Genomic DNA, 23,973 nt, shown 5'->3' on the forward strand with positions numbered 1-23,973 from the left:
TGTTTCAGAATTTTATAGTGCTTTCTTCTATTTTCGAGACTTTTTGCCCAGTCTCTTTATTACTTTTACTACTACGTGGAAGTCAATTCCTACTTTTTGTATAAGTGGGAGTACGTAAAGAAAAGGGACTTCCATATGTAGTAGTCAGGGAAAATCTTACTGTAAGTGGGTCTATCTTTCATCAAAATTACAGATTTCACAAAATGTAAGCGCTAAGTTGTCATAAATTAAAAAACAATTAAAAAAAGTTTAAGAAAATTCAAAAAAATTTAAAAAAACAATTGCACGAATTGTCAGAATATTATATAATCTTCTCATCACTTAAAAAAAAAACACGAAATGAGGGATTATGATGAATTTAAAAAAATTTGGATTAGGATTGGTATCAGCAGCTATTTTAGCAGGATGTAGCGCAGGTGGCGCATCAAATGGTAACACAGTAAAACTTGGTGGTAACTTTGAGTTAACAGGTAATGTTGCTGCTTATGGTTCAGCTATGGATAACGCTGTTAAATTAGCCGTTGAACAAAAAGGTAAGTTATTAGATAAGGAATTAAAATATGTTTCTTATGATAATAAATCAGAAAAAACAGAAGTAGCTTCTGTAGCTAAAAAATTAGTTTCTGAAAAAGTTGTTGGGGTTGTTGGACCTGCTACAACAGGAGATGCTCAAGTTTCAATTCCAATCATGGAACAAGCGAAAATTCCAGCAGTATTCCCAGCAACAACAGGGGACGGAATTACATTAAAAGATGCGAAAAACCCAGAATCAGTATATGACTACATCTTCCGTGTATGTTTCTCTGATAATTATCAAGGAGTTGTTGGTGCAGGATTTGTAAGCCAAAAATTCCCAAATGCTAAAGTGGCAGTATTACAAGACTCTGCAAGTGATTACTCTAAAGGTTTAGCAGAAGCATTCGAAAAAACTTATACAGATGCTAAAATTGGTGGACAAATTGTTGCAAAAGAAACTTATCAATCAAAAGATACAGATTTCCAAGCAGTATTAACTTCATTAAAATCAAAATCATTTGATGTATTATACATCCCAGGATACTATGAAGAAGTTGGTTTAATCATTAAACAAGCTCGTGAATTAGGAATCACTCAACCAATCGTTGGTGGAGATGGATTATCAAGTGAAAAATTAGTAGAACTAGCTGGTAGCAAAGCAAACTTAACAAATGTATTCTATACAGCTCACTTCTCAGCTAAGAGTACAGATGCAGATGTTCAAGCATTCATCAAAGCTTATAAAGAAAAATATAATACAACACCAGATTCATTCTCAGCTTTAGCTTATGATGCAGCACAATTATTAATGAAAGCTATTGAAAAAGCAGGTTCAACTGATGCTCAAGCAATCAAAAAAGCTTTAGCAGAATCTGCAGATTTTGACGGTGTTACTGGTACATTCACAATGGGTAAAGATCACACTCCTCTTAAATCAGCAGTTGTTATCGAATTCCAAAATGGTGAAGAAGTAAGTGCAAAAGAATATTCAGCACAATAATAGATAAAATATTGAGGAAAGAGAGGCAGTTGGGGAAACCCGCCTCTTTTTTCACATGATAGGCAAATTAACAACAATATCAGAAAAATTCGGTTTTAAAGAGAAAGGAGCTTAAAATGGAGCTATTGATACAACAATTAGTCAATGGGATTGCGCTAGGTAGTATTTATGCCTTAATTGCACTTGGCTATACAATGGTTTATGGAACAATTAAATTAATCAACTTTGCTCATGGTGATGTTTATATGATGGGTGCATTTGTTGGTTTTTATGCAATGAATGGATTGGGGTTAAATATTTTCTTATCTCTTCTATTAGCAATGGTTAGCTGTGCTGTTTTAGGAGTTGTTATTGAGAGAGTAGCGTACAAACCTTTAAGACGTTCAACTCGTGTTGCTGCTTTGATTACAGCAATTGGGGTTTCATTTTTACTTGAAAATGTAATGAGTTATCTATTCGGAGCAGAAATTCGTCCATTCCCATCTGATTTTGGAACAACAAACTACACTTTATTTGGTAATATTACGATTAATGGAAAGCAAATCTTAATTTTTGCTACAACAGTCATTTTAATGGCATTATTACAATTTATCGTTCATTACACAAAAATGGGGAAAGCCATGCGTGCAGTTGCAGTGGATGAAGATGCAGCTCAATTAATGGGGATTGATGTGGATCAAGTAATCTCATTTACATTTGCATTAGGTTCAAGTCTTGCAGGGATTGCAGGGGTATTAGTAGCTTTATACTATAATACATTCTCTGCAACAATGGGGATTGTACCAGGGTTGAAAGCTTTCGTAGCTGCGGTATTAGGTGGAATTGGAAGTATTCCAGGTGCCATGATTGGTGGCTATGTCATTGGTTTATTAGAAACATTCGTTAGTTATTTAGGATTCTCTCCATACAAAGATGGAGTAGTTTACTTCCTATTATTTGTTATTTTATTAGTATTACCAGCGGGCTTGTTTGGTAAAAATGTTAAAGAGAAAGTGTAGGTGAGAAACATGCAACGATTTCATCAGAAAAATCTTATTTGGTTAGCTTCTGCAGTAGTAGTGTATTTATTACTTCAAGTGTTAGTTCAAGTAGGAGTCATTAATTTCTATTATGAAAGTACCTTTATTAGCATTATGATTAATATCATTTTTGCTGTTGGGTTAAATTTAATCTTGGGAGTTGCAGGTCAATTCTCACTTGGTCATGCTGGATTTATTGCGATTGGTGCTTATAGTGCTGCTATTATTGGGAAAGCGGTTAGTGGTTTAGCTGGTTTATTTGCGGGTATGGCAGTGGGTGTAGTCATTTCAATCGTGATTGCTTATTTAGTTGGTTTACCAACACTTCGTTTAAAAGGGGACTATTTAGCCATTGCAACTTTAGGGGTTGCGGAAATTATTCGTGTAGCATTAAATAATATGAAAATTACTAATGGTGCTGCAGGGATTAGTGGGATTCCATTAACAACAACATGGACAATTGTTTATATTGCTTTAGTTTTAACGACTATTTTAGTATTAAACTATGCCAATAGTAGTGCAGGTCGTGCGACTTATGCTGTATTACAAGATGAAATTGCAGCAGAATCAATGGGGGTAAATGTTACTCGTTATAAAATGCTAGCTTTCATTATTGGAGCAGCTACAGCAAGTATTGGTGGAACATTAACAGCAACTTATTTAGGAACTGTAACGCCAAGTGACTTTACATTTATGAAATCAATCGATGTATTAATCATTGTTGTATTTGGAGGAATCGGTAGTTTTACAGGTTCATTTGTTGCAGCGATTTTACTTGGAATTATTAATACATTCTTACAACCATTTGGACAATTACGTATGATTATTTATGCAGTAGCGTTAATCTTAATTATGATTTTCCGTCCAGGTGGATTATTAGGAACTTGGGAATTCCGTTTTGGAACATTCTTAAGTAATAAATTGAAGAAAAAAGAGAAAGGAGAAACAGAATGAGTTTATTAGAAGTAAAAGGTTTAACAAAAAATTTCGGTGGATTATCAGCTGTTTCAAATGTTTCTCTTAAAGCTGAAAAAGGAGAATTAATTGGATTAATTGGACCAAATGGTGCCGGTAAAACAACATTCTTCAACCTTTTAACAGGGGTATACGTTCCAACAGAAGGAACCATTGAATTAGAAACTGAAAATGGTAAAACATTATTAAATGGAATTGCACCTAATAAAATTACAGAATTAGGATTAGCACGTACCTTCCAAAATATTCGTTTATTTAAAGATTTAACAGTATTAGAAAATGTAATGGTAGCGATGCATGCGCATAAAGGAAATTCATTGTTCTCAAGTTTATTTAGAACAAAAGCTTATTATGAAACAGAAAAAATGATGAAAGAAGAAGCTTTAGAATTATTAAAAATCTTCAACTTAGAATCATTTGCTCAAGATAAGGCAAAAAACTTAGCATATGGACAACAACGTGAATTAGAAATCGTTCGTGCCTTAGCAACAAAACCAAAAATTTTATTTTTAGATGAACCTGCTGCAGGGATGAACCCACAAGAAACAGCAAATCTAACAAGATTGATTGCGCAAATCCAAGAACAATTCGGATTAACAGTGGTACTAATTGAACACGATATGTCATTAGTGATGGAAATTTGCCAACGTTTATATGTATTAGAATATGGAAGATTATTAGCACATGGAACACCAGAAGAAATCAAGAAAAACCCTGATGTTATTCGTGCTTACTTAGGAGGAGAGTAATCATGTTAGAAGTAAAAGATTTAAGTGTACATTATGGCATGATTCAAGCCGTTAAAGATGTAAGCTTTACTGTTAACGAAGGAGAAATTGTTTCTCTAATCGGTGCTAATGGTGCTGGAAAATCAACAATTTTAAAAACTTTATCAGGTTTAGTACGTCCAAGTGCTGGAACGATTGAATATTTAGGTCAAGATATTACGAAATTACCTGCGAAAAAAATTGTATCACTTGGTTTAGCACAAGTTCCAGAAGGTCGTCACGTATTTAGAGGACTTTCAGTAAAAGAAAACCTTGATTTAGGAGCATTTTTAAGAAATGATAAAGAGGAAATTCAAAAAGATATGAAAGCCATCTTTGAGAGATTCCCAATTTTAGAAGAACGTAAAAATCAAGATGCTGCAACATTATCCGGTGGGGAACAACAAATGTTAGCAATGGGACGTGCATTAATGACTCGTCCAAAATTATTGTTATTAGATGAGCCATCAATGGGATTAGCACCAATTTTCATTAAAGAAATCTTCAATATCATTCAAGAAATTCAAAAACAAGGAACTACTGTTTTACTTATTGAGCAAAATGCGAAAATGGCATTATCAATTGCTTCAAGAGGGTATGTATTAGAAACAGGATCTGTGGTATTATCAGGTACAGGTAAGGAATTACTTGAAAGTGAAGATGTTCAAAAAGCATATTTAGGGGGATAATCATGGAAGTAAAAGATTATATGTCAACAAACTTAATAACGGTTGAACCAAATACAACGGTTATGAAAGCATTAGATTTAATGAAAGAACATGATGTGCATCGTCTTCCAGTTGTTGAAGGAGACAAATTAGTAGGATTATTAACAGCTGAATTAGTCGCTCAAAACTCACCTTCAATGGCAACAAGTTTAAGTGTGCATGAATTAAATTATCTATTAAATAAAACGACTGCTAAAGATATTATGTTGAAACAAGTCATTACTGTAAAACCAACGGCTGTCTTAGAAGAAGCTGCTTCTATTATGAGACAACAAGGAATTGGCGTTTTACCAGTTCTTGAATCAAGAGGAAACTTAGTAGGAATTATTACTGACAAAGATATTATGGATGCGTTCATTGATATTTCAGGTTATAACACTCCAGGTTCTCGTTTATTTATTGAAATTAATGAAGATAAACCTGGTCCTTTAGAAGATATCTCAAATGTTTTACGTGATAATAATGTCAATGTTGATACAATTTCTGTATACCACCGTGAAGGAAAAGTACAAGTAGTACTTCACGTGGATTCTGAAAATCCAGATGAAGTAGCAGACTTTATCGCACAAAGAGGATATCGTATCATTTCATCAATGAAAAAATAGACAACGAATCATAGACTTTTCCAAGAGGCTAAGGCTTTTCTTATTGGAAAAGTCTATTTCTTTGTTTCATATAAGATAGTAGCTTTTCTTTGTTCAATGGAAGATTTCTGCTATACTAGTACTACTACACCAGAGGGTTAAAGGAGAAATATCATGAAGTATGATTTTACAACAGAAATAAACCGTCATGGAAAAGATGCGATGGCTGTTGACGGATTAGGATTGATTCCAGGAAAAGCACCAAACCCACCTAAGGAAGGGTTCGATGTGATTCCAATGTGGATTGCAGATATGAATTTTGCGACAGTTCCAACAGTGATTCAAGCAATGACAGAACGTTTAGAACATCCGATTTTTGGATATTTCATGCAACCAAAAGAATATTATAATGCCATTATTCATTGGCACCAATTTCATCATCAAGTCGAAGGATTAACTGCAAAACATATTGGTTATCACAATAGTGTGTTAGGAGGAGTTGTTTCAGCATTAACTTCTTTTGCAACGCCTGGAGATTCCATTTTAGTGCATAGTCCAACTTATGGAGGATTTACAGAAGTTTTAAAAAATAACGGATTTAATATTGTACTAAGTCCACTAGTAAAAGATGAAGAAGGAGTTTACCGTATCGACTATAAAGATATGGAAGCAAAAATTCGCAAAAATCATATTCATGTATCTATTTTCTGTTCACCACATAATCCAACAGGTCGTGTTTGGAATCGTGAAGAATTGGAAAAAGTGATGACCATTTATCAAAAATATGATGTAACGGTTATTTCTGATGAGATTTGGTCGGACTTAGTCATGCCAGGAGTGAAACATATTCCAACTCAAAGTGTATCTGAAGATGCTAAGAATCGTACGATTGCATTTTATGCACCAAGTAAGACATTTAACTTAGCTGGTTTAGTAGCTGCTTATCATATTATTTATAGTGATTTATTAAGAGATAGAGTGAATGCAAAAGGTAGTAAGTCTCATTATAATGTGATGAATGTATTATCAATGCATGCTTTAATGGGCGCTTATCAACCAGAAGGTTATGAGTGGCTGGAAGAATTAAGACAAGTATTGTATCAAAATATGACCTATGTTTGTGACTTCATTCGGGATCATTTCGAAGGAGTATCTGTGACAAATACAGAAGGAACCTATGTGATTTTTATCGATTGTCAGGAGTATTTAGAAAAAAATGACATTACGATTGATGAATTACAAAAACGAGGATCAGATGTGGGAGTGGCTTGGCAAGATGGAAGAATTTTTAATGGCCCAACTCATATTCGGTTAAATGTAGCATTACCATTTACAAGAATTCAAGAAGCTTGTGAGAGAATGAAAAAATATGTATTTATTTAAAGGAGAGAAACATGAAAAAAATTATTCATACAGATAAAGCACCAGCAGCAATTGGACCGTATTCTCAAGGAGTATTATGTTCAGGAAATTTCTTATATGTTTCAGGACAATTACCAATTGTTCCAGAAACAGGAGTATTTGCAGGAGAAGATATTGTTAGCCAAACACATCAATCATTGAAAAATATTCAAGTGATTTTAGAACAAGCCGGTATGGGATTAGAAAATGTAGTAAGTACAACCATTTATTTAAGTGATATTGCTCATTTCCAACAAATGAATGAAGTTTATGCGACTTATTTTAAAGAAAATTGCCCAGCACGTGCTGCTTTCCAAGTAGCAGCATTACCAAAAAATGCACTAGTAGAAATCCAAGCAGTCGCTTGTCAATAAAGGAAAAAACAGCAGATAATTCTGCTGTTTTTTTATATGAATATTATTTCAAAAAGAACGAACTAGCTAATACGATAATCCCTAGAATAATACGATACCAACCAAATGCTTGGAAATCGTTTCGTTTTAAATAGCTCAATAAGAATTTGATTACAATTAGTGAAACAAAGAATGATACTACTGATCCTACTAATAAAATAATTAATTCTGCACTTGTATAGTGGAATCCAAATTTTAATAATTTAAGTCCACTAGCTCCAAACATAATTGGAATACTCATAAAGAAAGAAAATTCTGTAGCTACGAAACGATTCGTTCCAACTAATAATCCCCCTAAAATGGTAGAACCAGAACGAGAAGTTCCTGGGATTAAAGCTAGAGTTTGGAATAAACCAATTTTAATAGCTGTTATATAATCTAGTTCTTCAAATGAATGAATACGAGGTTCAACGGTTTTATGACGACGCTCGATGACAATAAATGCAATCCCGTAAACAATTAAAGTTGTTGCAATGACAATTGCTTTATTAAAGTATTCATCCATAAAGTCATTTAATAATAATCCTCCAACGATAGCAGGAATACAACCGATAATAACTTTTTTCCATAGTTCAATGGTCGCTAAAAATTCTTTGCGAGTTTTTTTACCTTCAAATGGATTTAACTTGTTAAAGTATAAAATCACAACGGCAAAAATAGCACCAAGTTGGATGACTACATTAAACATATCTTGAAACTTTGGACTAACATCCAATTTTAAAATTTCATTTGCTAAAATTAAATGTCCTGTACTACTAATTGGTAACCATTCAGTTACCCCTTCAATAATTCCTAAAATTATTGTTTTAATGATTTCAATTATCGTAATCAAAAAATCACTCCTTTATAATGTCTGAATGTAAGTATAAAGGTTTATGAGTAAAATTTCTATAAAAAATTTAAAAAATATAAAAGAGATAAGGTTATTATTCAAAAAAAATTCAAAAATATGATATACTAGCGATAAATAAGTAGAGAGGATGATTAGATGTTCGGATTTTTCAAAAAGAAAGCAAAAAAAGAAGTAACCCCTGAATTAGAATTATTTGCAGTTGCTGAAGGAGAAGTAGTAGCCATTACAGAAATTAATGACCCAGTATTTTCTCAAAAATTCATGGGAGATGGATATGCTGTATTACCAACGAATGGTGTGATTACTTCACCTGTAGTAGGGGAAGTAATTAATGTTTTCCCAACAAAACATGCTGTAGGAATTAAAACAGATAATGGTGTTGAAGTATTATTACATATGGGAATCGATACAGTGGAATTACAAGGGGCTCCTTTTGATACAGTTGTAACTGTGGGGCAACGTGTAGATCAAAACACCGTGATTTCTACTGTAGATTTAGAAGCAGTAAAAGCAGCTGGTAAAGATACTCCTATGATTGTAGCTTTAACAAATATGGATAAAATTGCAAATTTTTCAATTACAACAGGAAGCACATCAGCATCTTCTAAAATTGGTGAAGCGACAGTAAACTTATAATCAGTAATTCGAAAGACTTTCCTAATGTAGCAAAGGACGGCAGCAGCCTCGCAAAAATGCGAGTCTCATGGTACATAGAAAAGTCTTTCTAATTTTTATAATTCATGAACAATTTTACAAGAAACTCCCCTGAGATTTTCAGGGGAGTTATATTTTTGTTTAAAACGGAATCACGCAAACAACTTCTGGTGCGAAGAAGTCTTTTTGACAAAGGGTTAATGTTCCCGTTTCAATATTACGTTCGTAAAGCGTTAAGTTGTCGGATTCTTGATGTCCAATTACGACAAAGCGTTCATCCTTATTTAAGTGGAAATCACGTGGTACACTTCCAAAAGTATCATAATCAGCTACCAATGTTAATGAGCCTGTTTCTTCGTGCACTTGGAAAACATAAATACGATCATAACCACGATTACTAGCGTACAGGAATTTCCCATTTTTTGTCAGATGAATAGCTCCACCCCATGCTTGTTGTTCCGATGTTGTTAATAAGTGCTGTTCAATAAAAGAAAAGCTTCCATTTTCAGCATCATACGCTAACACTTCAATACTAGCATTCAATTCGCAAATTAAATATGCAATCGGTAGACTTGGGTGGAAAGCTAAATGACGAGGTCCTGCTCCTTTTCTACTGTTATATGTAGAAACACGTTGAAGTTTTTCACCGTCTTGTTGATAAGTAGCTACAATATCACTTCCTAAATCACAAACTACAATCCATTTTTCATCCGGAGTATAGTCAGTATAATGAACATGAGGTTGCTTATCTTCAAAAGAAGGATGAATGATGCGATCTTCTAATGTTACTGCTGCATCAAATTTGTAAGAAGAAACATGTCCTTCATGATAATTAGCTGCCAATAAATGATCAGATTCTTTGTTAAATGCAATATAACAAGGAACGGCTGTTGTATCATGGCAGTGAGAAACCTTTGTTAAAGTTTCTGCTTGTTGTGTATTAAACACTGTAATTCCACCAATTTCTTCTTTTGAAACAGCTGCTAGTAATGAATGGTCAGCATTCAATGCTAGATAAGTAGGATTTTCAATTTCAGCTTCTAATGTTAGATTTGAGAATTGTTTTTTTTCAGTATCTAATTGTACAGAATAAATGCCTTTACTGACACGTTTTGTATAAGTTCCTAGAAAGAACTTTTCAGTCATATCAATCAACTCCTTCAAATATCGTTTAGAATATAGTAGCACGGTTCTTAAAAAAAATAAAAAATTTCTTCTCAAAATTTTTTATTTAGTTGAAAATATGATACACTAGAGCTAAATTTTAGAAAACGAGGTGCCTTGAATGGAAGAATTCGAACATACAACTTCATCAAAAACATGGTTTTGGAAATGGTTTTTGAATAATCGATTAGTGAATACATTGTTAGTGATTTTACTCCTTTTAATTAATATTTTTGTTTTTACTAAAATCTCTTACATTTTTTCTCCATTAAAAGGATTTTTCTCCATTATTGGATTTCCAATGGTAGGTGCTGGAATTTTATTTTATATGGTTAAACCAATTCAAGATTTTCTAGTGGATAAGGGCGTTCATAAATCTGTGGCAATACTATTGAATTTTATTTTATTGATTGTCCTATTATTAGCAGCTATTTTTAGTTTTATTCCGATTGTAGAAAAACAGTTAAGAGAATTAGTGACTCAATTGCCAACTTATTATCAAATTATTAGTCAACAAGTCGAACGTGTTGTACAAAGTAATACTTTTTCAGCAGTACAAGAACAATTAAATGGAATTAATATGGATTTTATACAATCATTAGGAACAAGAGTGAATAGCCTATTGAATGTTACATTTAGTGGGATTGGAAATGTTGTTGGAGCTGTTGGAGAATTTATGATTGGAATTATTACAATGCCAATTCTGTTATTCTACTTATTACAAGATGGAGAGAAAATTTTACCTGCAGTACTCCAGGTTTTCCCAACTCGTTCTCGTAAACGAATGAGCATCGTATTAATAGAAATGAATCAACAAATTAGTTCTTATATTCGAGGACAATTAACCGTAGCGATTGCGGTAGCGATTATGTTCTCAATTGGATATGCGATTATTGGTTTGCCTTATGGTGTGACTATTGCGATTTTAGCAGGTGCATTAAATGTTATTCCATATGTTGGTTCATTCTTTGGGATTTTACCTGCATTAGTAGTAGGCTTTGTCATCTCACCGTGGATGTTTGTTCAAGTGTTCATTGTATTTGTGATTGAGCAAACATTAGAAGGAAGAATTGTTTCTCCATTAATTTTAGGAAATTCATTACAAATGCATCCAGTGACAATTTTAGTCGTGTTACTTTCAACTGGTAAAATTTTTGGTTTAGTTGGACTGTTATTAGGAGTTCCTGGTTATGCTGTTTTAAAAGTTATTATTAGTCATATTTTTGATTGGTATAAAGAATATTCTGGTTTGTATGTAGAAGAACCAAAAACAGAAGAAAATTTAGTGAAAGAATAAAAATAAAAAACACTTTTTTCGAAAAAAAGCATAGTTATAAGTAGAGAGTTTATAACGGATAGCTAAATCGAAAGGAGTGTTTTTTTATGTGGTTTATAAGTTTTATAGTGGGATCTTGTGTCGGAAGTTTTTTGAATGTAGTGGCTTTAAGATTGCAAAGGGAAGAAGATTTTATTCGAGGACATTCTCATTGTGAAACGTGTTTACATGAATTAAATTGGAAAGATTTGATTCCTGTCCTTTCATGGATCGGGTTAAAAGGGAAATGTCGTTATTGTGGAAGAAATATTTCACCTCGTTATTGGATGGTAGAAGTTGTATCGGGAGGAATGTTTCTTTTAATGACGGGAATATGGAATGGAAGAGCATGGACGGGATTGTTGGATTTGTGGTTGTTAGTAAGTTTAGCCATTTTTTGTAGTTTAACGGATTTACAAGAACAAGTGATTTATCCGAAAGGTTTAGTGATAGGTGGATTACTGCATATTACAATAAAAATTTTTAGTACGCTTGGAAACTTACACTTGCAATCTGTGTTAGTTGCTGGAGTATTCTATGGGGGTATTTATGCTTTAGGTTATTTACTATGGAAGGAAGAAGTGTTTGGATTAGGAGATTGTTATTATTTAGCGACAGTTGCATTGTGGTATTCTGTAAAAGAAATTATACTCATTGGTTTACTTTCATTTGTCGTGGGTGGAGCAATATTTGGATTCTTTTTTGTCTGGAAAAAAGAGCGAATAGAAAGAGTAGCATTTGTTCCATTTATTGTGATAGCCCAAGTTTTAGTGATGAGTTTAGGTGTGCAATGGTTTGGGTGGTGAAGATGAAGTGGGAGGATGTGTGTACTAAAGTATTTAAATTTTACTAATAAAGGAAAGAATAATTGAATTGCGAAATCTTACTAGAATATTGTTGCTATCACTTGAAAGATTAAATGATACAAGTTTTGAAAAAAACATTTACATAAAGTCATAAAACCGATATCTTAACGATAAGAGAACAATAAAAAACTAGGAGTGAAGTACATGAAGAAACTACGTAATCAATTTCCTTTTTTACTAATCATTGTGTTAGCTTTTTATGGCTTACCTTTTATCGATCGAGAAAGTGGAATGTTAATATTATTAATACTATTTCCTCTCGTGTGTTTTCTTGTCGCTCTTGTATATGGTTTAAAACATTCATTTAATTTAGTGTATTCCATTTTAGTAATGGCACTATTTATTCCAACGATTTTTATATTTTATAATGAAACAGCTAGTTTTTATATAGGAGCCTATGGACTGATTTCTATCATAGGAAATTTATTAGGAAATCTAATAAGAAAGATAATTAATAGAAGTACAGAAGTTTAAAATGGTAAAGACGATAGATCAAATAGGCTATCGTCTTTTTGATTTTATTTAGGTGGAAACAATATGTATAGAAGCTAATGATAAAAATACTTAATCGAACCGGAATAGTAAATGAAACAATAACATTAACAAACGATTATAAACATTAAAATGTAATTAGGGAAAATAAGAATTTTCAAAAATAAAAAACTTAATATACGATATAGAAAAAATTTTCTAAAAACGAAAGTGTTTTCTTGTGAAATTTTTATTTTTCAAAATATTTCTTTTATTAGTAAAAGGCTTACATAATCATAAGAGTTTAGGGAATGAAATGAAAGAAAATAAAAAAAGAAAGAGAATGCTTTGATTTCGATTCAAATGATGAAATAAATATATTAAAAATTATTTTAACTAAAAACTAACTTGAAAACGAATACATTTAGGAGTAAGATAGATTCGTAAGGAAATAGACTGAAAAAATAAGTCTGATCAACTTATGTTTCTGTTTCCTAAGCTATGAATTCATAACTGTTCAAATTTTAATTAGGATGGTGGCTATTATGTCAAACCCAATTCATGTGTTTTCTGAAATTGGACGTTTAAAGAAAGTTTGTTTGCATCGACCAGGTAAAGAGTTAGAAAATTTGATGCCAGACTATCTAGAACGTTTATTATTCGATGATATTCCATATTTAGAAGATGCTCAAAAAGAACATGATGCATTTGCAGAAACTCTTCGTAACGCTGGAGTAGAAGTTTTATACTTAGAAAAATTAGCAGCTGAAGCAATTGATGCTGCAGGCGTTCGTGAAGAATTCGTAGATGAATGGTTATCAGAAAGTGGAGTAGCAAGTGTTGCATCTCAAAAAGCAATTAAAGAACACTTATTATCACTACCAACATTTGATTTGGTATTGAAATCAATGGAAGGTTTCCGTAAAACTGAAGTTCAAGCAGAAGCTACAACTTTAGCAGGTATGTACGAAACAGATTATCCATTTGTAGTAGATCCAATGCCAAACTTATACTTCACTCGTGATCCATTTGCTACAATGGCAAACGGTGTTTCATTAAACCATATGTATGCAGATACACGTAATCGTGAAACAATTTACGGTAAATATATTTTCACTTATCACCCAGTATACGGAAATGGAAAAGTTCCATTCTTCTATGATCGTACAGAAGATACTCGTATCGAAGGTGGAGATGAGTTAGTTCTTTCTAAAGAAGTATTAGCTGTAGGTATTTCTCAACGTACAGATGCTCGTTCAATTGAAAAAATTGCTCATAAATTATTTGCAGAAACTGATTTCAAACAAGTATTAGCATTTGTAATTGGTGAAAACCGTAAATTCATGCATTTAGATACTGTATTTACACATATCGACTATGATAAATTTACTATCCATCCAGAAATTCAAGGCGGATTAAAAGTATTCTCTATTACAAAAGGAGAAAATGGTGCGCTTAACATTGAATTAACTGAAGATAAATTAGAAAATGTATTAGCAAAAGCATTAGGTTTACCTTCTGTAACATTAATCCCATGTGGTGGCGGAGATCCAGTTGAAGCTGCTCGTGAACAATGGAACGACGGTTCTAATACATTAACAATTGCACCAGGGGAAGTAGTTGTATATGACCGTAACGTTGTTACAAATGCAATCCTTGAACAATATGGTATTAAATTACACAAGATTCGCGGTAGTGAATTAGTTCGTGGTCGTGGTGGCCCACGTTGTATGTCAATGCCATTTGAACGTGAAGATTTATAATTAAAATCAAGTTTATGAAGATATAATAAAAATAGAATTACAATTTTGAAAGGAGTCATTCCACATATGACACAAGTATTCCAAGGCCGTAGCTTTTTAAAAGAAAAAGATTTCACTCGTGCAGAAATCGAATATTTAATCGACTTCTCAGCACACGTTAAAGATTTGAAAAAACGTGGTGTTCCACATAAATTCTTAGAAGGCAAAAACATTGCTTTATTATTTGAAAAAACATCTACTCGTACTCGTGCAGCTTTCACAACTGCAGCAATCGATTTAGGTGCTCACCCAGAATATTTAGGTAAAAACGATATTCAGTTAGGTAAAAAAGAATCAGTGGAAGATACTGCTAAAGTTTTAGGCCGTATGTTTGATGGAATTGAATTCCGTGGATTCAGCCAACAAGTCTGTGAAGATTTAGCGAAATATGCTGGTGTTCCTGTATGGAATGGTTTAACAGATGCATGGCATCCAACACAAATGATTGCTGACTACTTAACTGTTAAAGAAAACTTCGGTAAATTAGAAGGATTAACATTAGTTTACTGTGGTGACGGTCGTAACAACGTTGCAAACAGCTTATTAGTAACAGGTGCAATCTTAGGTGTGAACGTTCATATCTTCTCACCAAAAGAATTATTCCCAGAAGAAGAAGTAGTTGCATTAGCTGAAGAATATGCTAAAGAAAGCGGCGCTCATATATTAATTACTGACGACGCTGAAAAAGCTGTTAAAGGTGCAGATGTATTATACACTGACGTATGGGTATCAATGGGTGAAGAAGACAAATTCGCTGAACGTGTAAACTTATTACAACCTTACCAAGTTAATATGGATTTAGTTCGTAAAGCTGAAAACGAAGATTTAATCGTTTTACACTGCTTACCAGCATTCCATGATACTGAAACAGAATACGGTAAAAACATTGCTGAAGAATTCGGCGTTAAAGAAATGGAAATTACTGATGAAGTATTCCGTAGTAAATATGCTCGTCAATTCGATCAAGCTGAAAACCGTATGCACTCAATTAAAGCAATTATGGCTTTAACTGCAGGTAACTTATTTGTAAACAAAGTTTAATAACAAAAAGTAATATAAAAAGCCATTCTGGTTCTGATGTTGAATCAGAATTAGAATGGTCTTTTTATAGATAAACGGAGGATATTATTATGGCTGAACAAGTAGCTGAAAAAAAAGGTTTTAAAATGCCTTCTTCATATACTGTTTTATTCATTATCATTGCAATTATGGCTTTATTTACTTGGATTATTCCAGCAGGACAATACGATAAAACAGAAGATGGAAATTTAATCGCTGGTACTTACCAACAAGTTGATTCAAACCCTCAAGGTTTTTACGATGTTGTAATGTCTCCAGTATACGGTATGTTAGGACGCGAACATAAATTAAACGAAGGTGAACCTAATGAAATCATATTAAAAACTGAAGGTGCGATTCAAGTTTCATTCTTTATTTTAATGGTTGGTGGATTCTTAGGAGTTGTTACTGAAACAGGAGCTCTAGACGTAGGGATTGCATCTATTGTTCGTAAATATAAAGGCCGTGAAAAAGCTTTAATTCCTGTGTTAATGTTATTATTTGCATTAGGTGGAACAACTTATGGTATGGGTGAAGAAACAATGGCGTTCTACCCATTAATCGTTCCTGTAATGTTAGCAGTAGGTTTTGATACAATTACTGGGGTAGCAATTGTATTAATTGGGTCTCAAATTGGATGTTTAGCTTCAACAGTTAACCCATTTGCAACAGGTGTTGCTTCAGATGCGGCTGGTATTAGTGTTGCAGAAGGTATTGGATTACGTTTTATCTTCTTCGTTGTAATGTGGGCAATTTCTGCATTCTATGTATACAACTATGCAAGCAAAGTAGAAAAAGATCATTCTAAATCTTATACATTTGCTACACGTGAAGCTGATTTATCATACTTCAACGTTGAACAAACAGATGCTGAATTAAGTGGTAAACAAAAAGCTGTATTAACAGTATTCCTATTCACGTTCATTATCATGATTTTAAGTTTAATTCCATGGGCTAAATTTAATATTCATGTATTCGAAAAAATTAATGAAGTTATCATTGGTATTCCATTTATCGGCCAAGTATTCGGTCAATCATTACCTTTAGGTGAATGGTACTTCCCTGAAATTACAATGTTATTCTTAATGATGGCTGTATTAGTAGGTATTACTTACAGAATGAAAGAAGAAAAATTCGTTCAAGTATTTATGACAGGTGCTGCAGACTTATTAGGTGTTGCTTTAATCTGTGCATTAGCTCGTGGTATCCAAGTAATTATGAACGATGGTATGATTACAGCTACAATCTTGAACTTCGGTGAACATGCATTATCAGGTTTATCAGCTCAAGTGTTTATCGTATTAACATACATCTTCTACTTACCATTGTCATTCTTAATTCCTTCTTCTTCAGGTTTAGCAGGTGCTACAATTGGTATCTTAGCTCCTTTAGGAGAATTCGTAAATGTATCTCAAGCATTAGTAATTACTGCTTTCCAATCAGCAAATGGGGTACTAAACTTACTATCACCAACTTCAGGTATCGTAATGGGTGCATTAGCATTAGGACGTATCGAAATTACAACTTGGTGGAAATTTGTTGCTAAATTAGTAGGTATTGTAATGGGCGTTTCAATCCTATTATTAATCTTAGGAACATTTATCAATATTTAATGAATTAGTTTAATAAATATTTTAAGAACTCCCCTCATTTTAAGGGGGGATTTCTTATTCTTAAGGAGGATACGATGAGCACATTTATTACAGAAAAACATAAAGAAGAATGTATTGAATCGATTAAACGATTGGTTCGTATTCCTTCTGTCCTAAATGAAGGTGAAGGAGACACTCCTTTTGGAAAAGATATTCAATTTGCATTAGAAGATGCATTGGCCTTATGTCGTGAACTAGGCTTTAGTACTTACATTGATCCTAAAGGATATTATGGTTATGCTGAAGTGGGAAGTGGAGAAGAGTCATTAGCTATTCTATGCCACTTGGATGTTGTTCCAGCAGGAGATTTGAATAATTGGGATACTCCTCCATTTGAAGCTGTTCTAAAAGATGGTTTCTTATATGGAAGAGGGACTCAAGATGATAAAGGACCTTCAATGGCAGCCTTATATGCAGTAAAAGCATTAATGGATGCAGGAGTAGAATTTGATAAAAGAATTCGATTCATTTTTGGGACTGATGAAGAAACATTATGGCGTTGTTTAGCTCGTTATGGAGAGTTAGAAGAAGTTGCAACAATGGGATTCGCACCTGATGCAGAGTTTCCGTTAACATATGCTGAAAAAGGTTTATTACAAGTAAAATTACATGGACCAGGAAGCAATGTTTTAAACTTTCATTCAGGAGATGCTTTCAATGTAGTACCAGGTAAAGCATCTTATAAAGGAGAGTATTTCTCTCAAGTAGTAGAGAAATTATCTTCATTAAAATTTGAATATGAAACACATGAAGATGAAGTGACTGTTCTAGGAGTTTCTAAACACGCAAAAGATGCACCACTTGGTGTGAATGCATTAGTGCGCTTAGTAAAAGGACTTCATTCAGCTGTTGAACATTCAGCCTTAGCATTTATTTCAGAAGTAGTTGGAGAAGATGCTACAGGAAGTAGTATTTTAGGGAAAATTGAAGATGAGCCATCAGGTGGTTTAACATTCAATGTAGCAGGTGTGACAATTACACCAGAAAAATCAGAAATTCGTATTGATATTCGTATTCCAGTATTAGCAGATAAAGATGCAATTGTCAAAACTCTATCTGAAAAAGCAAAAGAATTTGGATTAGAGTATGAAGAATATGATTATTTAGGACCTTTGTATGTTCCATTAGATAGTGTTCTAGTAGATACATTAATGGCTGTATATCAAGAAAAAACTGGTGATACAACTCATTTACCACAATCTTCAGGAGGAGCAACTTTTGCTCGTACGATGAAAAATTGTGTTGCTTATGGAGCAGTATTTCCAGATTCACCAATTACATTCCATATGGAAAATGAAAAAATGTCGCTAAGAGATATATTTGATTCAATGGATATTTATGCAGAAGCAGTATATCGACTAGCAGGTAAAAAATAGTATAGGATTAAGTTTTAATCATAAAGGAGTTTATAAATATGTCACGTAAAATCGTAGTAGCGTTAGGCGGTAACGCAATTTTATCATCAGATGCTTCAGCAAAAGCACAACAAGAAGCATTAATTCAAACAGCAAAATACTTAGTACAATTCATTGAAAATGGCGACGAATTAGTTGTTACTCACGGTAATGGACCACAAGTGGGTAACTTATTATTACAACAAGCAGCAGCTGATTCAGAAAAAAATCCAGCAATGCCATTAGATACATGTGTTGCGATGACAGAAGGATCAATCGGATTCTGGTTACAAAATGCATTAGTTAATGAATTACAAGCACGTGGCATTAAAAAAGATGTAGCTGCAGTAGTAACACAAGTAATCGTTTCAAAAGACGATCCAGCATTCTCAAATCCAACTAAACCAATTGGACCATTCTTAACTGAAGAAGAAGCTAAAGAACAAGCAGCAGCTACTGGTGCAACATTTAAAGAAGATGCAGGCCGTGGTTACCGTAAAGTAGTTCCTTCACCAAAACCAGTTGGCATTAAAGAAGTAAATACAGTTAAAAACTTAATTGCTACTGGTACTGTTGTCATTACAGCAGGTGGGGGAGGTATCCCAGTTGTTGAAGACCCAGAAACTAAATTCTTAACAGGTGTTGAAGCAGTTATCGATAAAGACTTTGCAAGTCAAACATTATCTGAATTAGTTGGAGCAGACTTATTCATCGTGTTAACAGGTGTTGACAATGTTTATGTAAACTTCAATAAACCAGATCAACAAAAATTAGAAACTGTAACAACAAGTGAATTGAAAAAATATATTGGAGAAAATCAATTTGCACCTGGTTCAATGTTACCAAAAGTTGAAGCAGCTATTGCTTTCGTTGAAAACTATCCACAAGGTAAAGCTATCATTACTTCATTAGAAAATATCGCTGAAGTATTAAAAGGTGATGGCGGTACACAAGTTGTTGCTGGTTAATTAATTTTAAAAGATAAACTAAAAGGTTGACGGATGAAAATTCGCCAGCCTTTTTTGTATGGTTAGTAACAATTTTAAATTTATATGGGATAAGCGTGTAAAAATTCACTTGCAAAAAATCTTATTTAGGTGTACGATGAGTGTGTTAAGCAAAAGTGTTTAACAAATAATATGAAGGAGGTAGTTGTAATGAACAACTTAAATGGAAAACATCAACAATTGAACAAAACAACTAAAATCTCCTTACAGAATATGACAATGTATTAATATACTCACTTTAATTATTTTTGGTTTTGCGAAATGAGGCTAACTGTCTGCTGTGGTAGGTGGTTAGCTTTTTTTCATAGATAAAAGTGGAGGGACTAGTTGTGTATATATGTATACGGAACTAGTCTTTTTTTGTCAAATTCTGTGGGAGTAAGGAGGATATATGAAAGTCATTGTAAAACACTTAGGAGTTTATTTTAAAAAGCACTGGGTGAGATATGTCATTATTGTATGTAGTGCAATTTTAAATAGTTATTTATTAGTTGTTCCTGCAAAAATATTAGGACAAATTGTCAATGCGATTGTGGATCAATCGTTGACGCAAGAACAACTTTTAGGATATATGGGATTCTTTTTCTTATCATTAGTAGGAGTTTATATATTAGACTCTGCATTAATGTATTGGATATGGTTTGGACGTTTTGACTATATTACCAATTTAAGATTAGGGACGATGAAGCAATTATTTTGGAAAAAAGCACCTTTTTATACAAAGTTTAGAGTTGGAGATATTGTAACTCGTTCAAGTGAAGACCTTGAAACAATTGGGAATTTAGTAGGATTTGGAGTGTATGCTTTTCTGAATGCATTCTTTATTACTTTATCGGTGTTGTCAAATATGGTGATAAATGTTTGGTGGGAGTTGACTCTAATTTCCGTTTTACCAATGCCGGTATTAGCCTATGCACTGTATCGATTAACGGATAAAATTGAAATAGTATTTGGGGAAGCTCAAAAGGCTATTTCTGATATGAATGCAGAAGTATTAGAAATGATTGATGGAACTTATGTCATTCGAGCTTATGGGCAGGAAGAGAGAATGAGTCAAATTTTCCAGCAGAAAACAGAAGATTCTCTACAAAAAAATATTGCAGTAGCTAAATTGGGAATGTTATTTATTCCATTAGCACAAGTTGTTGTAGGAATTTGTATGTTGATTGGTTTGATTTATGGTGGTGGACTTGTTCAAGAAGGGAAAATTTTATTAGGAAGCTTAGTTTCGTTTCCAATTTATATCGGTTTATTAGTCTTCCCACTGTATTTAATTGGTGACCTTGTGGTAATGGTTCAACAGGGAAAAGTTTCGTTTGAGAGAATTTTTGAATTATTCGAAACAAGCGATGATTTAGAAGAAGATGGACAGGAAGACTTAGGGCAATTCGAAGAAATTCGTTTTGAAAATTTCTCCTTTACTTATCCTGGTGAAGAAAGTCCAACATTGAAAAATATTTCAGTCAGTATTAAAAAGGGACAAACGATTGGAATTGTTGGAAAAACGGGTTCAGGGAAAACGACCTTTCTAAAACAGTTCTTACATCAATATCCTTACCATCATGAAACAGTTTTACTGAATCAGAAGGAATTGATTCATTGGAAACGTCAATCAGTGGATGCATTAATGGCATATGTGCCACAAGAACATGTGTTATTTTCAAAAAGTATTTTAGAAAACTTAAAACTTGCTAATAAGGAAGTAACAGAGCCGGTTGTGTGGGATGTGTTAGAACAAGCTGCCATTGCGGAAGATATTCGTCGCATGCCAGAACAATTGGAAACAATAATTGGCGAAAAAGGGATTACTTTAAGTGGTGGGCAAAAACAACGTTTATCCATTGCCCGTGCATTACTAAGAAATGCTGAAATTTTATTACTTGATGATGCTTTATCAGCGGTTGATGCAAAGACAGAAAAACAAATTGTAGGTCATCTGAAATCAGAAAGACTTGCTCAAACCAATATTATTACAGCACACCGTTTATCTTCAATTCGACATGCAGACTGTATTTTAGTATTTGAAGAGGGTCAGATTGTTGCAAGGGGAACTCATGAAGAGTTACTGGAACAAAAAGGTTGGTATTATGAACAATACTTGAAACAAGAATTAGAAGAAGGAGAGGTGAGCGAAGAATGCTAAAAACAATTTTTTGGTTATTAAGCTATATTCGTTATGAAAAACGTTCCTTTTTCATTGGACTTATTTTATTATTACTCGCTTCAGCTTCAGGAGTGTATGCTCCAATTGTTGCGAAACAATTTATTGATTTGGTCATTACACCATCAGAAAATTCAGGTGTAATTAATTGGGGGCAGATTACTCAATTTGCAGCAGTATATTTTGGCTTATTGCTCATTTCAGCGTTATCGGCTTATTTTGGACGCTTTATCTTAAGTGTAATGTCGAATCGTTTAACAAAACGTTTAAGAGATGAATTATTTGATAAAATTCAACATTTACCGATTCGTTATTTTGATTCTTTACCAGCAGGCAAAGTTGTGTCAAAAATTACGAATGATACGGAAGTTGTTCGTCAAAATTTCTTTGTTGCAGCAACCGCTAATGTTTTAAATAGCATTATCATTATTGTTGGAATTTATGTCGTCATTTTTTCTCTTAATATTCGATTAGGAGCTGCTTTATTATTAGTCATTCCAGCTATTCTTTTATGGCAAGTAGTATTTAGTAAAAAGGCAGGAGCTTTTACAGGGCCTCTTCGTGAGAGTTTTAGTAATATGAATGGAAAATTAAATGAAATCATTCAAGGAATGTCTATTATTCAAGTGTTTCAACAAGAAAAACTAGTGAATAAAGAGTATGAAGAGATTGTTCAAGAGTGGAAAGGAATTGGTCTTGAAGAATTAAAAGTAGAGTCTTTCTTAGCTTGGAGTGTTGTCGGATTCCTAAGAAATGTTACTTTAATGTTTGCCGTTTTATATTTAAGTGTGAAATATTTAGGAGGAACATTAGGATTAACAGCTGGATTTATTTATGCGATTGTGGACTATATTAATCGTCTCTATGATCCGATTGATAATTTAGTACAAATTTTTGCGGGATTGCAACATGCTTTTGCAGCAGGTGGCCGAGTGATTGAATTAATGGAAACACCAATCGAGAAATCAGGAGATGCTGATTTTGTGATGGAAGATGGAAAAGTCGAATTTAAAAAGGTATCCTTTTCTTATGATGGAAAAACTCCTGTTTTGAAAAATATTTCCTTTACGATTGAAGCGGGTGAAACAGTAGCTTTTGTAGGCCATACTGGTTCTGGGAAGTCTACAATTATGAATTTGTTATTTAGATTTTATGATCCAACGGATGGAGAAATCTGGATTGATCATCAAAATATTGCGTTATCGAATCAGCGAAAAGTGCGTGAGAAGATGGGAATTGTATTGCAAGATCCATATTTATTTGCTGGAACTTTAGGAAGCAATATTGGGTTGGAGAATCCATCTATCACCAATGAAATGATGGAAAATGCGTTAATTCAAGTGGGTGGTCAGCATATTTTAGAGCGTTCAGAAGAAGGGTTAGATAAACTGATTCAAGATAAAGGGGCTGAGTATTCATCTGGGGAACGTCAGTTAATTTCTTTTGCGCGAGCGTTAGCGTTTAATCCAACGATTTTAGTGTTGGATGAAGCGACTTCTCATGTGGATACGCAAACGGAAGGGATGATTCAGCAGGCGATGGAAGTTCTGTCGAAGGGTCGTACAACAGTTATGATTGCGCATCGTTTATCTACGATTGTTCATGCGGATAAAATTTTCGTATTGGATAAGGGTGAAATTATTGAACAAGGGAATCATGCTGAGTTAGTCGAGCAAGACGGAGTGTACGCTCAGATGTACCGCCTGCAGACGGAAAAGAATTAGACTTTGTCTGATGTAGCGTTGGACGCCAGTAGCCCCTTCGGGTCTCTTGGCTAAAATTCGAGCCTAAGGTCTCGAATTTTCCAGTACTAGAAGCCAATTGTTGGCTTCTAGTACATTCGCTACTTCGAAAAGTCTATTCTTTTCTGGCGGAGGAAGATGAGAGAACGTTTAAAATTAGACTTCCTTTACAGTAGCTATGGACGCCCTGAGCCTTGGTCTCAATTTTTCCAGTACTATCAGCCAATGTGGCTGATAGTACTCGAGCTACTGTAGGAAGTCTATTCTTTTCTTGACGGAAGAATCTAAGAGAACGTTTAGAATAACGTGGAAGGGAATAGAAATAGATTTTTCTGAAGTAATGAAGGTATAAGAAGCCAGAATATGGCTTCTTATACTGGAAAACTCCAAGACGGTTTCACCGTCTTACTCATGACAGAAACAAAATTTG

General features: G+C 33.6%; 21 protein-coding genes. 19 read left to right on the forward strand and 2 right to left on the reverse strand.

The window, feature by feature from the left end; all coding sequences use genetic code 11:
- Positions 1–349 precede the first annotated feature (349 nt).
- From RWR88_RS06110 to RWR88_RS06145, 8 genes are all read left to right on the forward strand, one after another.
- Complete coding sequence (locus tag RWR88_RS06110; protein ID WP_314451150.1) at positions 350–1,516, forward strand: ABC transporter substrate-binding protein; 1,167 nt, start codon at positions 350–352, stop codon at positions 1,514–1,516.
- A gap of 125 nt (positions 1,517–1,641) precedes the next feature.
- Positions 1,642–2,514, forward strand: coding sequence for a branched-chain amino acid ABC transporter permease (locus RWR88_RS06115; protein ID WP_314451194.1), 873 nt, complete (start codon positions 1,642–1,644; stop codon positions 2,512–2,514).
- Between the two features lie 9 nt (positions 2,515–2,523).
- Positions 2,524–3,489, forward strand: coding sequence for a branched-chain amino acid ABC transporter permease (locus RWR88_RS06120; RefSeq protein WP_314349663.1), 966 nt, complete (start codon positions 2,524–2,526; stop codon positions 3,487–3,489).
- Entirely contained in the window at positions 3,486–4,259 is a 774-nt protein-coding gene (locus RWR88_RS06125) for an ABC transporter ATP-binding protein (protein WP_314349661.1), read from the forward strand. The genes RWR88_RS06120 and RWR88_RS06125 overlap by 4 nt, the downstream gene beginning before the upstream one ends.
- Before the next feature lie 2 nt (positions 4,260–4,261).
- Positions 4,262–4,966 carry an ABC transporter ATP-binding protein gene (locus RWR88_RS06130; RefSeq protein WP_314076869.1) on the forward strand — a complete coding sequence of 235 codons (705 nt, stop codon included), beginning with the start codon at positions 4,262–4,264 and terminating at the stop codon, positions 4,964–4,966.
- A 2-nt stretch (positions 4,967–4,968) separates the two neighbouring features.
- On the forward strand, positions 4,969–5,610 hold the full coding sequence (locus RWR88_RS06135; protein WP_314451155.1) for a CBS and ACT domain-containing protein: 642 nt from the start codon (positions 4,969–4,971) through the stop codon (positions 5,608–5,610).
- A gap of 153 nt (positions 5,611–5,763) precedes the next feature.
- On the forward strand, positions 5,764–6,972 hold the full coding sequence (locus RWR88_RS06140) for an aminotransferase class I/II-fold pyridoxal phosphate-dependent enzyme (protein WP_314349657.1): 1,209 nt from the start codon (positions 5,764–5,766) through the stop codon (positions 6,970–6,972).
- A gap of 11 nt (positions 6,973–6,983) precedes the next feature.
- On the forward strand, positions 6,984–7,364 hold the full coding sequence (locus RWR88_RS06145) for a RidA family protein (protein ID WP_314451158.1): 381 nt from the start codon (positions 6,984–6,986) through the stop codon (positions 7,362–7,364).
- A 43-nt stretch (positions 7,365–7,407) separates the two neighbouring features.
- On the opposite strand, the gene RWR88_RS06150 is transcribed toward RWR88_RS06145, so the two are convergent.
- Positions 7,408–8,232 carry an undecaprenyl-diphosphate phosphatase gene (locus RWR88_RS06150; protein ID WP_314451197.1) on the reverse strand — a complete coding sequence of 275 codons (825 nt, stop codon included), beginning with the start codon at positions 8,230–8,232 and terminating at the stop codon, positions 7,408–7,410.
- 159 nt (positions 8,233–8,391) lie between these two features.
- On the opposite strand from RWR88_RS06150, the gene RWR88_RS06155 reads away from it, so the two are divergent.
- Positions 8,392–8,892: a PTS glucose transporter subunit IIA gene (locus tag RWR88_RS06155; protein WP_314451161.1), complete on the forward strand. Its 501-nt coding sequence runs from the start codon at positions 8,392–8,394 to the stop codon at positions 8,890–8,892.
- A 159-nt stretch (positions 8,893–9,051) separates the two neighbouring features.
- Here RWR88_RS06155 and RWR88_RS06160 read toward each other — a convergent pair whose 3' ends face one another.
- Positions 9,052–10,056 carry a lactonase family protein gene (locus tag RWR88_RS06160; protein WP_314451163.1) on the reverse strand — a complete coding sequence of 335 codons (1,005 nt, stop codon included), beginning with the start codon at positions 10,054–10,056 and terminating at the stop codon, positions 9,052–9,054.
- A gap of 139 nt (positions 10,057–10,195) precedes the next feature.
- Between RWR88_RS06160 and RWR88_RS06165 the strand changes: the two genes are divergently transcribed.
- The 10 genes from RWR88_RS06165 (at position 10,196) to RWR88_RS06210 (ending at position 23,525) form a co-directional block, all read left to right on the forward strand.
- Positions 10,196–11,371 (forward strand): AI-2E family transporter, encoded by a 1,176-nt coding sequence (locus RWR88_RS06165; protein ID WP_314451166.1) that lies wholly within the window; start codon positions 10,196–10,198, stop codon positions 11,369–11,371.
- A gap of 86 nt (positions 11,372–11,457) precedes the next feature.
- Positions 11,458–12,195, forward strand: a complete 738-nt coding sequence (locus RWR88_RS06170) for a prepilin peptidase (RefSeq protein WP_314451169.1) — start codon at positions 11,458–11,460, stop codon at positions 12,193–12,195.
- A gap of 204 nt (positions 12,196–12,399) precedes the next feature.
- Complete coding sequence (locus RWR88_RS06175) at positions 12,400–12,729, forward strand: hypothetical protein (RefSeq protein ID WP_314451173.1); 330 nt, start codon at positions 12,400–12,402, stop codon at positions 12,727–12,729.
- A gap of 542 nt (positions 12,730–13,271) precedes the next feature.
- Positions 13,272–14,489: an arginine deiminase gene (gene arcA, locus RWR88_RS06180; protein WP_314451176.1), complete on the forward strand. Its 1,218-nt coding sequence runs from the start codon at positions 13,272–13,274 to the stop codon at positions 14,487–14,489.
- Between the two features lie 66 nt (positions 14,490–14,555).
- Entirely contained in the window at positions 14,556–15,569 is a 1,014-nt protein-coding gene (gene argF / locus RWR88_RS06185) for an ornithine carbamoyltransferase (RefSeq protein ID WP_314451179.1), read from the forward strand.
- Between the two features lie 89 nt (positions 15,570–15,658).
- Entirely contained in the window at positions 15,659–17,200 is a 1,542-nt protein-coding gene (locus tag RWR88_RS06190; protein ID WP_314451182.1) for a YfcC family protein, read from the forward strand.
- 74 nt (positions 17,201–17,274) lie between these two features.
- Complete coding sequence (locus tag RWR88_RS06195; protein WP_314451185.1) at positions 17,275–18,615, forward strand: M20 family metallopeptidase; 1,341 nt, start codon at positions 17,275–17,277, stop codon at positions 18,613–18,615.
- 38 nt (positions 18,616–18,653) lie between these two features.
- The gene (arcC, locus tag RWR88_RS06200; protein ID WP_314076884.1) at positions 18,654–19,601 is read left to right on the forward strand and encodes a carbamate kinase; all 948 of its coding nucleotides are present in this window, start codon (positions 18,654–18,656) and stop codon (positions 19,599–19,601) included.
- Positions 19,602–20,031: 430 nt separating this feature from the next.
- Positions 20,032–21,783 (forward strand): ABC transporter ATP-binding protein, encoded by a 1,752-nt coding sequence (locus RWR88_RS06205; protein WP_314451189.1) that lies wholly within the window; start codon positions 20,032–20,034, stop codon positions 21,781–21,783.
- Positions 21,777–23,525 carry an ABC transporter ATP-binding protein gene (locus RWR88_RS06210; protein ID WP_314451192.1) on the forward strand — a complete coding sequence of 583 codons (1,749 nt, stop codon included), beginning with the start codon at positions 21,777–21,779 and terminating at the stop codon, positions 23,523–23,525. Before RWR88_RS06205 ends, RWR88_RS06210 begins: the two co-directional genes overlap by 7 nt.
- Positions 23,526–23,973: the final 448 nt, after the last annotated feature.

Origin of the sequence: uncultured Granulicatella sp. (assembly GCF_963528195.1) — a bacterium.
Classification (GTDB): domain Bacteria; phylum Bacillota; class Bacilli; order Lactobacillales; family Aerococcaceae; genus Granulicatella.